Genomic DNA, 13,001 nt, shown 5'->3' with positions numbered 1-13,001 from the left:
TCACCAGGCTCCAAATTGGCCTGGACTTAACAGATGGCCGTAGGCATGGGCGAGGTATTTGTTAAGGCGGCTGTCTTTATTCTCGGAAACCCAAGTATCGCTGAGGTTTTCACCATTGGGGCCGGCCCCTTCGCGGAAATGGTAAGCCTTGGTCACCGACTGGTAATCATGGCATTTGCCGCAGCTCTGTTTCGGACTGTAGGCCGGACCGCGCTGGTAAACGCTGCCTGAGGCGGCGGTGACGGTGTCGCTTTCGTCCAGTTGATCGACGATGCGATTGCCCTGACGGTCATAGAGAACTACCGGGGGATGAGCGGCCCAGATAACGGTCGGCAGCAGCAGGCAGAGCGCGACCACAAATAATGCTGTTTTTTTCATTAAAACCCTCCTGAAATTGAAATATCTGAAAAGATCATTTTTTGCGTAAAATTATGCCCTTGTGACAGTCCATGCAGTCGCCGGTTTCGTGGCAGACATTACAGCTGCGAAAATTACGCCGGGCGGCTTCGCTGTGGCCGTTTTCGCGCTGATAGCTCATCCAGTCTCCCCGAAAGTGCGAAACCGGCTTCTGGTGTTTGTGGCAGTCAATGCAGTAACCGGCGTCATGACAGACCGCGCAACCGCGCCGGTCGTGTCCGGCTTCAACGCCATGCCCGGTGGTTTTCCAACCGAAATTGTGATCAGTGGGTTTTTCCGTGCGGTGACAGTTCTCGCAGAAGGCCTGGCGATCGGAGTGGCAGTAGGCGCAGGCGGTTGACAGCCGGGAAGCAAAGCCGTGTTTTTTCTCCCAGTCTCCGGCATGATCGGGCGGAGCGTTTTCAGCTCTGATCTGTTCGTGGCAGGCTTCACAGTCCTGTGGCCCTTCCTGTTTCCGGTGGCAGTCAAGGCAGCTCGCCATGTTCGGCCCGAAGTTCAGCCCTCGCTCTTTGGTGATCTCGTTGTGACAGTTGTCGCAGCTCAGATCGGCGTGGGTCTCGTGGCTGAAAATCAGATCGGCCATACCTCCAGGTTTGCCGGCCGGGGTGATTGCATACCCATTTTTCGCGCTTTCCGTTGTATGGCAGAGGAGGCATTCAGGGGAAGGCTCTTCGGGGTTGAATTCATGGCATTCCCGGCAATTAGCCATGGTGGCCGCGGCGAAGTCGCCGGCGGCATTTTTTTTGTGGCACTGCTCGCAGCCGGTTTCCTGCTCGAGAATGTGAAAGCGGTGACTGAATTTAAGTCCGACCGAGGTTTTGCAGGCTCCGAAAATCAAGGCCCCGAAGATAACTGCGAAAAGTCCCAGTCGGAAAATCTTTCTCTTTTGTTTGTTCATGGAGTTGCCTGTTCCGTCCTTAAAAGAAGAGGTTGATGGTCCGGATCTGAAAATGATCTTCAATTAATAGTTAAAATCAAGTCTGACCGTAACCTGGTTGAAATGATCAACCCCGAGCTCATCTTCATAATAATCATCCTGGGCGTATTCATAGGCGATTTCAACCCTGGAATGGGCGCAGGTTTGCCAGCCGAGGGCCAGGCGCCAGCTGGTCGAAGCCTGGTCCTCGAGGAGACTGTTGACGTCTTCTCTTTTGTGATAGAAGCCGGCGGCCAGCTCCAGGCGCTGGAACAGGGTTTGGCTGATATCGGCAAACCAGGAGGTCGATTCGCCTTCGTAGAAAAGATCGCGGTCTTCCCACCAGTAGCTGACGCCGGCGCCGGCGTGAAAACCATGCCAACCCAAACTGTCAAGTAGGTCAAAACCGGCGGTAAGGCGTTGGAAATCGGTATTATAGAGATTCTCGTTTTCGCCGTGCGCCAGACTGCGATTGGTATAGCGGGTATAAATTGTGCAGCCCGGTAAAATCGGCAGGGGCTGACTGAGGCGAAAATCAAATTCAAGGTAGCCCTCTTCCTGCATCAGATAAAGACGATTGAATTCCGAACTTAAGGCTTCATCAACGGTGTAGCTGAAATCAAAGAGAAAATCAGCTTGGGAAGCGATGGCATAGCGACGATACAGGGAAAAATCGAGCACCGTGCCGGTCGCGGCCAGGGTGGTTTCCAGGCCGCAGTCGAAAAAACGGGTATGGTCATTGATAAAGGCAATCCGACTGCGGAATTTCCACAGATCGGAAGGCTGCCAGAAGATGGCGGTTTCCCAGGAGGTCTCCTCGAAAATTACCGCGTTCAAGTCAATCACCAGGCCGGGCAAGGGCCGAAGGCGCAGGTTGGCGCCGCCGATGCCGTCGGGACTCGGCCGGCTGTAGTGCTGCACCGCCCGGCCGCCGAAGGATTCGATTTCCAGTCCGAGCCAGGCGGGTTTCTCGTAGCGGGCCGAAAGGCCGTCGAAATGGATGGTTTCGGCGCCGTAAGCATATTGGCGCCCGGCGCGCAGGGTCAGACCTTTTGTGAATATGGAGCTTTTCTCAAGGTAAGCATAGTAACATTCAAAATCCTGGCGGTGGCTGCCGCGGCTGTCGGTGTAATCCTGGAAGACCGAACCCTGCCGGGTGCCGTCCAGATCCTTGGCGTAAGTGGCCATACCCGCAAAGCTTAAACCGCTTTCTCGCCATTTGACGTCGGCGGTCAGGGTTGTAAAAAATCCTGATCCCGGTCTTCATCCACGGTTAGCGCTACAGTCGGAGCGTCCGACCACTGAATTCGGTATTTGCTCGTGTTTTTCAGGGAGATATCGGCCTGGCCCAATTCCAGGGCCCAGCCGGGCGCGGCCAGCAGCAGCCCGCCCAGAAACAGTCCCGCGACCAGGGTTAGGTAGTGCCTTGGTAATCCAGCCATCTAATGAATCCTCTGCTAAAATGTTTCGGAGTGGCGTTCGGGGTATCGAATTTATCTGGTTTTATCTTATCTTTATTTCCGGGGGATTAGATTATATTAATCGATCTTGTTGGTTAAGTAAAAACCTTAAGAAATCGTGAAAAAATCTACCGGTTTATTTGGTTTTTTTATACAAATGCTTTTTCATTGAAGCTGTGGTTTCCCCGAGGGATGAAAGTGGGGGTTGTTTTTTTGGGGGGATATGGTCTGTGAGCTCGATGGCGGTCGCAAGGTCCGGACCGATCTTTGGCGGGCGTACGAACGGTAAAAAAAAACGCCTCCGTGTTTCGGAGGCGTTTTTTTTACCCGGCATGGTCACGCCGCGGTGCTGTTAGTGGCCGACTGCCAACGGGATAATGACGGCGGAACCGTCTTGGTTGTGCTCCAGCTCCGCCTGCAGACGCTCCCTCAGCTCTGGGGTTTCGTCGATCATGGCGGAAATGAGTTCCATTTTGTCCGCATTGCTCTGGAGTTTCTTTCTGCGGAAATGATCAACCGAGCAGAGCGCGATGGAAAGAAAAACAAAAGAACCCCAGGTCACGATCAAGGGAATGACCAGAACGTTGAGCGAGGGGATAAAAGCGGCCGGAATGGCAAGAACGCCGATGAATTTACCCATGACCAGGAAAATGGCTCCGATCTTGGTTAAAGTCGGAATTTTCTGTATGATCTCAATAAAACCGGCGGCTTCCTGCGTCTGGCTGAAAGCGTAATCGCGGCGGTAATTTCTGTGGCGGGCGGCCGTCATTTCTATCTCCGCAAAGGATGTGCTTAAAGGCGGCTTAAACTGAAGGGCGCCGCTTGGTTTATGAAAAAAATCTCAAGTTTACACCATAATATATAGCGCATCGGTCCAAATTGTCAAGCTGAATTGTCAAGCTTTTGGGTGCCGCAGATCAGCTTCGGTTTGAAAAAAAACAAGAAAATGATCTGAGAAGAGTGCCTGTTTGCGACCATACGCCTTCGGGTACAGGTTGAAATGCCGATTTCAGGTTGAGGGTCTCGCTACCCGTAGTCGGCTATTCATTGGTATCAGTTTTCCTGAGTCCGCGGCGGAACTGTGTTATTAAAAAGGCTGCTCTCCCCGGTTTTTTTCTGATAGTTTCATGAACTGGAAATTTTGCTTTCCTGTTCAATCGTTTCAGTCAGGTAGAATTCGCTAGTCATTTTGCGTTCAACGATCTCGTTGCCGAGCAGGTTTTCGAGCAGTTTGGTGACCTCAAGGCATTTACCGCCTTCAAAACCCGCCAGTTGCAGGTCGACAGCGCCGTCGACGCCGATTTTAATCTTGATTTTTTCCATGGTCCTAGACCTCCCGGCTCAGGGTCATATTGATGGTTCCGGCCTCATTTTCCTCGTTGGTCAGCAGAAAGCCCTGCTGGGCCAGGGTATCCCTGACCACGTTGTAGGCGTAGCGCTGATTCAGGGTATTCATGAAGGTGGTTTGGTCGACATCCTTGATCGAATCCCAGTCGGCCACCACATCAAAGGTTTCGCCGTTAAAGCGAAAACCGATATCATAACCGCTCTTGGTGGGAATGATAAGATCGGCCTTTTCTTTTTTCCAGAGCCAGCCCTTGGCCTTGAGTTTGCCTTCCTGGTATTCCAGCTCCATGTCGCTGATCGCTTTTTTCAGAAAAATCTTGTCCGCGATTTTGCTTTTGATCTTGGTGAAATGGGACATAACGGCCTCCTGGCAGATAGTTAGTTCTCGCTGTTGGCTTTGCGGGTGCGTTGCGCCGCCCAGGCTTTCAGGGCATTGATTTTTTCACTCATCAGTCGGGAAATGGGAATGATTTCGCTGACACTGGCGAGGATGTCGGTTTCCGTGAACTCGCGCTGGTTTTCGTCAAAGGCGTTGAACATCGCGTCATAGATGATCTGTTCGATCTCGGCGCCGCTGTAGTCGGTGGTGGCCTGAGCCAGTTTTTCAAGATTGAACTGGCGAATGACGGGACGGACTTTTTCGAGCAGGACCTTGAAGATGGCCTGGCGCTCCGTGGTTGAGGGCAGATCCACGAAAAAGATTTCATCGAAACGGCCCTTGCGCATGAGTTCGGGGGGGAGTTGCGCGACGTCGTTGCCGGTGGCGATGATAAAGACGGGTTTGGTTTTTTCCTGCATCCAGGTGAGAAAGGTTCCTAAAATTCGAGCCGATGTCCCGCTGTCGCCGGCCGCGCCGGAGGATCCGGAGAAGGCTTTTTCCAGCTCGTCGACCCAGAGAATGCAGGGTGAGATGGTTTCCGCCAGCTGAATCGCCTGGCGCAGGTTCTGTTCCGATTCGCCGAGGAGGCTGCCGAAAACCTTGCCCAGGTCCATGCGTAACAGCGGCAGCTTCCAGAGACCGGCGGTGGCTTTGGCGGTCAGGCTTTTACCGGTTCCCTGAATACCGATGATCAGGATGCCCTTGGGAGCGGGCAGGCCGTAATCCTTGGCTTTGTGAGTGAAAACCTGGCTGCGTTTGCGCAGCCAGGCCTTGAGATTTTCGAGGCCGCCGATATCGTTAAGGCTTTCCTGGACCGGAAAAAATTCAAGAATTTCTCCCTTTTTAATGATCCCGCGTTTTTCCTGCAGAATGATTTCAATGGCTCGTTCATCGATGGCCCCGTGGATAATGATGATTCTTGAGAAAAGATTCTTGATATTGACCATCGACAGGCCCAGTGTGGATTCAATGATTTTTTCTTTCAATTGCGGCGTCGGCGGTTTTCTTTGGGAGGTGCTGAGGACGACGCTGTCAAGTTCCTTCTCGATTTCGAGGTAGCCGGGCAGCTCCAGTTCGATCTGGCAGATATCCTCCCGCAGTTCCAGGGGCAGAGACGGGCTGGGAGTGGTCAGGACGATGGTTTTTCTGGTGAACTGAAGATCATGGTTGAGGTTGCGCAGGGAGCGTAAAATAATGCTTTCGCGAAAGTGCAGGTGGAAATCCCGCAGAATAAAGATGGCGCTGCCGCTGAATTTCTTGATTTCCAGCAGGCAGTTGATGGGGTCGGGGCGTTCCTTATTCTTGATGCCGGGCATGTCCCCCTTGATCGGGTTGAAACCGTCGGCCAAATCCCAGGTAATGATATTCTTGTCCTTGAAAAACGGCGATTCAGCGACCATGGAGAGAAAACGGGCCTCTTCATAGGTGATGACGTTGATCAGGGAATGATTGCTGCGAATCGTGGTGTTGAAGCGTTCAAGAAAGGTCATTGGTCATCTCCCGGCCATGGGCAAAAGGTCAAATCAACCGCAGAGGTTGAAAGACATATGTTCGAATTTATTAACCAAGGCGAAATTTCCGGTCAGTCGGAAAAGCAATTTCTCGCCTTCGGCGTTCAGTCCCCAGGCACATATTTCTCCGGTTTCCGTGATGCGGATATGGATATTATTGTTTTCGCACATGCCGCTGGTCGGTGGAAGGGACTTTTTATCCACGTTACACTCCTCAAACTTTAGTCCAGGCGAACGGATTTCTTTCTTTTCCAGATCGTCTGATTGCGACGCAGGTCCTTGACCGTGATCAGCAGGTCACAATTGAGACTGATGTCGAAGGTGATCTCCAGGCGCTGCTCGTTGTCCATTGCCGGCGGATCAAGTGGAATAATCTCGGGCCGGGCTTCGTTGATGAAAGACTGCTGTTCTTCGCCCAGATTTTCTTCAAGATGCATGCGTCCCGCGCCATCAATGACGATCTCGCGATCACTGCTGCTTTCGGGGCGATCCATGCGAAAGATGTCGAGTTCGACTTCAAGTTGGCCGGCGAAAAAACCATTGGCGATAACGCTGGTTACTCCGTTCTGGGTCGGGTAAGGAGTGCCCTTGGGTATAATGATGTCGAAACGGTAGCCGTCCCCCTTGGTTGTGCGGCTGCGGAGGGCGTAGTTGGCTTTGATGGTGGCCTGGCGGTCGCCTTTTTTGAGATAGCGCAAGGCTCCGATCGGAATGGTTTCATGGGCTTTGGCGCTCAGAAACTTGGGACCGAAAAATTTACGCATGATATTGTTGTAGTAAAAGGTCGGCAGGCTCAGTCCCGCTCCGAGAACATACCTGATATTTTCGTAGGTGACCCCGAAGCCGGAAGCGAGGTCGAAAAGGTCGCGTAACAGAACCTTGAGCTCTTTCCCGTAGCCTTTGCAGTCGAGCATCGCATGAAGTTCGTCGCGAGTCAGACGTAACTCGATGCCGTCGATGTTTTCCTGAAAAAGGGGCTTGATGTTGAGTCGATCCCGGATTTCCCGGGCTTTTTTCAGGGTGAGCGGAGTCTGCTCGGCGAAATAGTCCTGAATCACCTTGTCGATATCGACGGCACCATAGTTTTTGTGCATGCTGCAGATGATGACGCTCTGCAGGCGGGGCTCATGGCTGCTTTCCACGATCTTGACCAGATAAAGGTCTATGGTGGTGTAGCCGGATTGCAGATAAATAAGATGTTGATCGGTTTGGTTGGCGAGGTCGTAACCGAGCAGGGCGCAGACCGCCTCATCCACGATTTTATAGTTGATCAGGCCGATACGCAGGCAAAACTCTTCGATGGTCGAGGCGAAAACGGAAAAATTGAGCGGTTGGACGATGAAAACGATCATTGCGATCTGATCCTTGCCGTACAGGCTGTGGAGTCGATCGATGATATTGATCAAAAGGTCGGTGGCGGCCTGAAAGGTGCTGATTTCCTGGTCGCCGATGATGCGCGGCAGGTACTGTTTCTTGCTCATGTACTGCTTCATGTAGCGAAAGGTCGCCTGCGAGTTGAATTTCTTGTGGGTAAAAACCTCCTGGCCGCAGTAGATGCGTTCGCCATAACAGATCATGGCTGGAATCAGGTGGATCTTCTCCGGCCCGGCCTGAGTGTTGATTTCAACCGTTGTTGAAATCTCCCCCAGATGGACCGACTCGACGCGGCCGTTTTCCTCGTCCTGGCTGTAAACCTGAAGATTGACGTTGTTGAAAAATATCGAGATGTTCCTGGCCATAACTTTAGCTGGGTTTGGCTTCTTTTTATGGTTTGCGAATCTTTATGATCTTGAGATCGCGGGTCTGCGAGGCTTCGCTGAAGACCTTGAGCTCTCTGCAGTTACGGGTAATCCGGATAATGCGCGCCAGCACCTTTTCCCGCAGATCCGGGTAATGGGGTTGGCCGCGAATGAAATCGATGATGCGATTCAGGATGGGCAGGCTCTGAAACTCAGCCAGTTCCCTTTCCTGTTCCAGCAGCTGGTGCAGTATGCTGTTGACCGCCTCCCGAAAAAAGCCGCTGTAGCGCCGGGTACGGTGTACTACTAGCGCAAAACAATCGCTGCCGTCAACCATGATTTCAGAGAGCTGTCCGGCCGCCAACAGCAACGGGAAATCGGGTTCACTGTCGGGTTGCTGGCCCAGCAGCAAGGCCTGAAGCTCCGGCGGCCGGCCGTGGACCTGTGTCAGCAGCTCCAGGTTTGTCGGCATGTTTCCCGCGGCGATGTCGAACAACAGCCTGGTCAGGACGAGGTGGGCGATTTCCGGATGTTGGTTGAGAAATTCAGTCAGGGCGGAGTTTATCTTTTCGAGATCCTGTCCTCTGGTTAAACGTTCCTGGATGGTCAGGGCCCGGCGTTCTTCCCGGTCTTTAAGCAGGTTCAGGAGGGTTGGAATATCATCGCTTCTGAAATGGGGGGAGAGCAGGTTGAGCAGACGATAGGAAAAATTCCAGTCGGGATCTTCAAGCAGACTGAGCAGTTGCTTACGGATTTGCGGGCGCTGGGCCTGGCGGCACATGAAGAGCGCGATTTCCCGGTAATGAGGTTGCTGCAGTGGGCTTTTACAGGAGGCCAGAAGATCCGTCCAGTCCTGGTTGCATTCAAGGGCGGCCAGGGCCTTGAGCAGCTCGGGATAGAGTTCTATGTTTTCCGCCCGGCGGGCCAGTTGCTTTGCCGCGTCGGCGCTTTCTCCGGGCCAGGGTGGTCCGGACAGGGCCCGCAGGACGGCTTTTGTCTTTTCAGGGCGGCGGCTTTCGGCAAGAGTCTCCAGTAAGACCTTCAGGGCTGCGGAGCTGCGCATTTTACCCAGGGCGGTCAGGGCCAGCTGTTGCTCGTCGGGGCCGCCGCGCAGAGCGCGATCGCGCAAGAGTGCAACGGTTTTTGCATCCTGACAACCGGCCAGGTGGCAGAGTGCTTCCTCTCTTTTTTTCCGTCGCCAGGATCTGCCGTTTTTCAGAAGTTGTCGACAGCCCTCCCCGGACCCCGAGTTCGGCCAGGGCCGTTGCGACGGCGGGATTGTCATTGAGGCGGGCCAGCAGCTGGGGTTGAAACTCGTCCAGGCGCAGGCGACCGATAAGCCGGATGATATCTTCCTCCTGGTCCTTATCCCGAGAGGACAATGTCTTTTCGAGCAGTGCGCAGAGTCGCTCGCGTTCGGCGTTATCCGTGGGCGGCCCGATAAAATCGAAAAACTCGGTTTGGCGGACGAGCCGGGAAGGGTCGCCGAGGAGTTGTTGGTTGAAAAAAAGCTGCGGATACAGATGCTTCAGCTGGTTTAAACCGTCGCGCCGCGGCGCCGGGTCGGTAATAACGCTGAGCAGACGTAGGGCAAGGTCGGCGGGAAAGATTTTGACCGCGCAGGCCGTGGTGGCGTCGACCGCTTTACCGCGTTGCAGCAGGGAGGCAAAATAAGCGAACAGAGAGGCCTGAGGTTGATTGTTGAGCAGCGGTTTTTTGAGTCTGACGGTCTCCGGGTCGTTGATTTCCGGATCATCGACCCCGATCTTTTCCAGGACGAGCAGCAGGAAATGACTGTTGCCCAGAAGCCAGGCCGCCATCAGAATCAGGTGAAGATTGATATCGCTGGGGCCGTTCAGGCGGTTGGCCATCTCCAGGCACAGACTGACAGCTTCTTTGTATTCCCGTGAGGAACGAGCGTAATTACGCAAGTCGAGCTGGATCTGGTTGAAGATTTCAAAAACCCGCCAGCGCAACTCCCAATTTTCGGTGAGGAGATCGTTGATGATCGCGGATGAAGGCAGCAGTTGTCGCATGGTCAGGTTGTTTATCCGCTTCCGGAATAAAGCAACGGTCCATTGGAACCGGGCCTGCGGTTTTTATTTGGCGTTTTTGGGCGGGTCATGGGCAGGCAGCGTGTACGGTAAAAGGTTTGGTCTTGCGAAGTCAGCCGGGAAATCGAGCTTGGTTAAGGTCGAGATTAATTTATTCTTCATATCATATTCCAAAATTCGGGAACAACCGCGAATTTGTGTGCTTGAAAATCGTCAGTGAACCGAAGCGGCCGCCCAGAGTACCAGTTGCGGAAAAATTTCCAGTATAATAATCGTGATGATGTAGGAGGGAAGGAAATAGCTGACGCCTTTTAAAATGGTGCTCAGGGCTATGTCTTCGGCCATGCCTGCGACCACGTAGGCGCTGACTCCAACCGGCGGGGTGATGGCTCCCATGGTGGTGACGATGGTGATAATTACTCCGAACCAGATCGGGTCAAATCCCAGTTTCAGGGCCAGTGGGTAGAAAATCGGAATCGTGATCATCAGCAGGCCCAGAGCATCCATGATGGCTCCGCCGATGATGAAGACCAGAAGGACAAGCCAGAGAATCAAAGTCGGGGAGATCGGCAGGGCGGCCGCCCATTCGGCAATAGCGTAAGGCAACCGCGTCAGAGCCAGAAAACGGCCGAAAATGACAGCTCCGGCAATGATGATAACGATGAAACTGGAGATTTTCAGGGTTTCGTTAATCGCGGCTGAAAATTTCGTCAAGGTCAGGGAGCGACGGGCCAGGCTTAAGAGCAGGGCGAAGCCGGAGCCGATAGCTCCGGCTTCGCTGGGGGTAAAATAACCGGCAAAAAGGCCGCCCATGACCAGTGAGAAAAGGAGCAGCATTTCGAACGATCCTTTCAGGGAGATAAGTTTTTCCCTGAACGTGGTTTTCTCGCCGAGTGGTCCCCAGGCCGGATGGCGCCGGCAGATGATGATAACGGTGAAGGTCAGCAGGAGGCCCATGATCAGCCCGGGGATGATACTGCCGAAAAAAAGCTTGGCGATCGATTGGCCGGTGTAGATGCCGTAGACCACCAAGACAATACTGGGCGGAATCACTACTCCCAGGGTCGACCCGGCCGCGATCGAGCCGGTAATCAGGGTAGGATGGTAACCGTATCTGCGCATCGAGGGCAAGGCGACCGAGGTCATGGTGGCCGCAGTCGCCGTATTTGAGCCGCTGATGGCGGCAAATCCGGCGCAGGCGGCAATGGTGGCTACGGCCAAGCCGCCGCGGGTCGCTCCCAACCAGGTATAGGCGCAACTGTAGAGGCGTTGGTTGACATTGCTGTGAAAGCAGATATGGCCCATGAAAATGAACAGTGGAATAATTGTCAGATCGTACGAGGAAAACGTCATCCAGAGGTCGTTGCCGATCAGGGTCAGGGCGGCATCTGCCGAGGTGAGCCGGGCAACGCCGATAAAGCCGGTGACGGCCATGGCGAAACCGACTGGAATCTGTAAGAGAAGCATCGCCGCCAACATCAGAAAGAGGCCGGCGATGCCGACAATTTCCGGGCTCATGTCGGTTCCGAGTCAGAGGTTGCTTTCGAGTTCAGACTGGCCTTCAGATCGGCGAAGAGGACCAGAGCCAGAAAGGCAAAGCCGAAAGCGGTCAAATAGATGAATGGGTGGAAAATCATGTGCAGGGTTTCCGAGGTTTCTCCGGACAGGCGGATACTGTCGCCCCAGAGCCAGGTCCGCCAAGCCGCCAGACTGAAAAAGAGAGCTCCGGTCAGATGACTGAAAATCGCCGTCCAGCGCTGCCAGAAACGGTTGTAGTGGCGGGTGATGATATCGACGATAATATGCTTTTTTTCCATCTGGGCGCTGCCCAAGGCCAGGGCTATGGTGATCGCCCCCAGATAGCCGATAATCTCAAAAGAGCCTTTCAGCGGTCTGCCGAAGTTTCGGCAGACGACATTGGCGCAGCCGATCAGCATCATCAGGATCAGGGAAAGTCCGGCCAGGTTCAGCTTGATTCGCTGAAACCTGGCCAGGAAATTCCGGAAAGCATCATTTCCCCGCATATTCTTTTTCGTAAGCCGCTTTGAGTGCGTACAGGTCATCAAGAAAGGCCTTGCCCGGCAGGCCGGCCTTGGCGGTGTGGTTGAGGTAGGCTTCGGTCATGAAGCGAACCCGTTCGGCGATGATCGCGCTTTCCTGCGGCGAGATGGTATTTATTTTAACCCGATGCTCGTTTTCCGACCAGGTCAGGGCCTCGCGGACATGGTCGTCTTCATAGGCGCCGGTCCACAGAGCCTGTTCGCGGCCGAGGTCGGAGAAGATTTTTTGGGTTTCAGGGGTCAGGGCCTCCCATTTTTTTTGGTTCATGATCACCGCGAAGGAAGTGGTCGGACCGTTAATGATGGTGACATGCTTGCAGAGTTCGGCGAATTTGAAATCTTTCATGATTTCCAGGGAGGAGAAGATTCCTTTGACGACCCCCTTCTGTAGGGCTTCAGGGGCCGCCGACATCGGCATGGCCACGGCCACGGCTCCCATCGCTTCGAGGTAGCGGCCTGAGATGCCGGTGCCCCGGATTTCCATGCCCCTGAGCTCTTCCAGCGTAGTGGCCGGAACCTTCAGCATGAGGTTGGCCGGAGCGCATGTAAACATGGTCAGGACCTTGACGTCCTTGAAGCTTTCCGGCTGGTATTTTTCATAGAGATCCCAGAGGACGGCGCTGGCCACCCTGGCGCTGGTGAAACCGACCGGCAGGTCAACCGCCTCAAACAAGGGGAAGCGTCCGGGCAGATAAGGTGGGCAGAAACAACCGATGTCGGCGAGACCGTTTTTGACCCCGTCGAACATATTTTTGGCTCCGAGCAAGGTGCCGCCGGGAAAGGTCATGATCTTGACTTCGCCCCGCGTGCGGGCTTCGATTTCCTGAGCCCAGCGCTCCATCTGGACGCAGGGAAAGGTCGGGGCCGGAGGAAAATTGGCGTAGTTGAGAGTCTGGCAGTCGGCCTGACCGGCCGGATAACCAAGTGCCATAATCGTGGTCAAGACCATCAGGATAGTAAGTTTTTTTCTTAATCCGAGCAATGTTTTGAACATGATTTATACCTTTCCCGAACGGTTTTCCGATGAACGGAGTTTTGGTTGTTGTTTTTTGGGGAATTTTAAACGAGCTGCGTTCAGCTCGTTTGGCCTTGCGATCGGTCATTCCATGACCGGATGT

15 protein-coding genes are annotated in these 13,001 nt (G+C 53.9%); all 15 read right to left on the bottom strand.

What is annotated here, in order from left to right:
- A complete protein-coding gene (locus tag ENN66_00770; GenBank protein ID HDS15166.1) occupies window positions 1–378 on the bottom strand; it encodes a hypothetical protein in 378 nt (125 codons plus the stop codon).
- A gap of 34 nt (window positions 379–412) precedes the next feature.
- Window positions 413–1,315: a hypothetical protein gene (locus tag ENN66_00765; GenBank protein HDS15165.1), complete on the bottom strand. Its 903-nt coding sequence runs from the start codon at window positions 1,313–1,315 to the stop codon at window positions 413–415.
- A 63-nt stretch (window positions 1,316–1,378) separates the two neighbouring features.
- Entirely contained in the window at window positions 1,379–2,521 is a 1,143-nt protein-coding gene (locus ENN66_00760; protein ID HDS15164.1) for a hypothetical protein, read from the bottom strand.
- 44 nt (window positions 2,522–2,565) lie between these two features.
- A complete protein-coding gene (locus tag ENN66_00755) occupies window positions 2,566–2,775 on the bottom strand; it encodes a hypothetical protein (protein ID HDS15163.1) in 210 nt (69 codons plus the stop codon).
- Window positions 2,776–3,145: 370 nt separating this feature from the next.
- Window positions 3,146–3,562, bottom strand: coding sequence for a hypothetical protein (locus ENN66_00750; GenBank protein HDS15162.1), 417 nt, complete (start codon window positions 3,560–3,562; stop codon window positions 3,146–3,148).
- A 356-nt stretch (window positions 3,563–3,918) separates the two neighbouring features.
- Window positions 3,919–4,116: a DUF2997 domain-containing protein gene (locus ENN66_00745; protein HDS15161.1), complete on the bottom strand. Its 198-nt coding sequence runs from the start codon at window positions 4,114–4,116 to the stop codon at window positions 3,919–3,921.
- Window positions 4,117–4,120: 4 nt separating this feature from the next.
- A complete protein-coding gene (locus ENN66_00740) occupies window positions 4,121–4,498 on the bottom strand; it encodes a DUF1257 domain-containing protein (protein ID HDS15160.1) in 378 nt (125 codons plus the stop codon).
- 20 nt (window positions 4,499–4,518) lie between these two features.
- A complete protein-coding gene (locus tag ENN66_00735) occupies window positions 4,519–6,009 on the bottom strand; it encodes an AAA family ATPase (GenBank protein ID HDS15159.1) in 1,491 nt (496 codons plus the stop codon).
- A 33-nt stretch (window positions 6,010–6,042) separates the two neighbouring features.
- Window positions 6,043–6,234 carry a hypothetical protein gene (locus ENN66_00730; GenBank protein HDS15158.1) on the bottom strand — a complete coding sequence of 64 codons (192 nt, stop codon included), beginning with the start codon at window positions 6,232–6,234 and terminating at the stop codon, window positions 6,043–6,045.
- A 17-nt stretch (window positions 6,235–6,251) separates the two neighbouring features.
- A complete protein-coding gene (locus ENN66_00725) occupies window positions 6,252–7,769 on the bottom strand; it encodes a hypothetical protein (protein ID HDS15157.1) in 1,518 nt (505 codons plus the stop codon).
- 25 nt (window positions 7,770–7,794) lie between these two features.
- Window positions 7,795–8,898 carry a hypothetical protein gene (locus ENN66_00720; GenBank protein ID HDS15156.1) on the bottom strand — a complete coding sequence of 368 codons (1,104 nt, stop codon included), beginning with the start codon at window positions 8,896–8,898 and terminating at the stop codon, window positions 7,795–7,797.
- Window positions 8,834–9,805, bottom strand: coding sequence for a hypothetical protein (locus ENN66_00715; GenBank protein ID HDS15155.1), 972 nt, complete (start codon window positions 9,803–9,805; stop codon window positions 8,834–8,836). Before ENN66_00715 ends, ENN66_00720 begins: the two co-directional genes overlap by 65 nt.
- A gap of 231 nt (window positions 9,806–10,036) precedes the next feature.
- Entirely contained in the window at window positions 10,037–11,341 is a 1,305-nt protein-coding gene (locus ENN66_00710) for a TRAP transporter large permease (GenBank protein ID HDS15154.1), read from the bottom strand.
- Window positions 11,338–11,886, bottom strand: a complete 549-nt coding sequence (locus ENN66_00705) for a TRAP transporter small permease (GenBank protein HDS15153.1) — start codon at window positions 11,884–11,886, stop codon at window positions 11,338–11,340. Before ENN66_00705 ends, ENN66_00710 begins: the two co-directional genes overlap by 4 nt.
- Window positions 11,834–12,832: a TRAP transporter substrate-binding protein gene (locus ENN66_00700; GenBank protein ID HDS15152.1), complete on the bottom strand. Its 999-nt coding sequence runs from the start codon at window positions 12,830–12,832 to the stop codon at window positions 11,834–11,836. Before ENN66_00700 ends, ENN66_00705 begins: the two co-directional genes overlap by 53 nt.
- Window positions 12,833–13,001: the final 169 nt, after the last annotated feature.

Source organism: Pseudomonadota bacterium (genome assembly GCA_011049115.1).
Lineage (GTDB): Bacteria > Desulfobacterota > Anaeroferrophillalia > Anaeroferrophillales > Tharpellaceae > DSCM01.
Note: the sequence above shows the minus strand (reverse complement) of the source record. Positions and strands in the feature narration are given on the sequence as shown.

Coding starts and splice junctions, on each gene's coding strand:
- ENN66_00745 (HDS15161.1), bottom strand. CDS start 4,116: ATGGAAAAAATCAAGATTAAAATCGGCGTCGACGGCGCTGTCGACCTG.
- ENN66_00705 (HDS15153.1), bottom strand. CDS start 11,886: ATGACCTGTACGCACTCAAAGCGGCTTACGAAAAAGAATATGCGGGGA.
- ENN66_00750 (HDS15162.1), bottom strand. CDS start 3,562: ATGACGGCCGCCCGCCACAGAAATTACCGCCGCGATTACGCTTTCAGC.
- ENN66_00725 (HDS15157.1), bottom strand. CDS start 7,769: ATGGCCAGGAACATCTCGATATTTTTCAACAACGTCAATCTTCAGGTT.
- ENN66_00700 (HDS15152.1), bottom strand. CDS start 12,832: ATGGTCTTGACCACGATTATGGCACTTGGTTATCCGGCCGGTCAGGCC.
- ENN66_00740 (HDS15160.1), bottom strand. CDS start 4,498: ATGTCCCATTTCACCAAGATCAAAAGCAAAATCGCGGACAAGATTTTT.
- ENN66_00765 (HDS15165.1), bottom strand. CDS start 1,315: ATGAACAAACAAAAGAGAAAGATTTTCCGACTGGGACTTTTCGCAGTT.
- ENN66_00755 (HDS15163.1), bottom strand. CDS start 2,775: ATGGCTGGATTACCAAGGCACTACCTAACCCTGGTCGCGGGACTGTTT.
- ENN66_00735 (HDS15159.1), bottom strand. CDS start 6,009: ATGACCTTTCTTGAACGCTTCAACACCACGATTCGCAGCAATCATTCC.
- ENN66_00715 (HDS15155.1), bottom strand. CDS start 9,805: ATGCGACAACTGCTGCCTTCATCCGCGATCATCAACGATCTCCTCACC.
- ENN66_00710 (HDS15154.1), bottom strand. CDS start 11,341: ATGAGCCCGGAAATTGTCGGCATCGCCGGCCTCTTTCTGATGTTGGCG.
- ENN66_00770 (HDS15166.1), bottom strand. CDS start 378: ATGAAAAAAACAGCATTATTTGTGGTCGCGCTCTGCCTGCTGCTGCCG.
- ENN66_00760 (HDS15164.1), bottom strand. CDS start 2,521: ATGGCCACTTACGCCAAGGATCTGGACGGCACCCGGCAGGGTTCGGTC.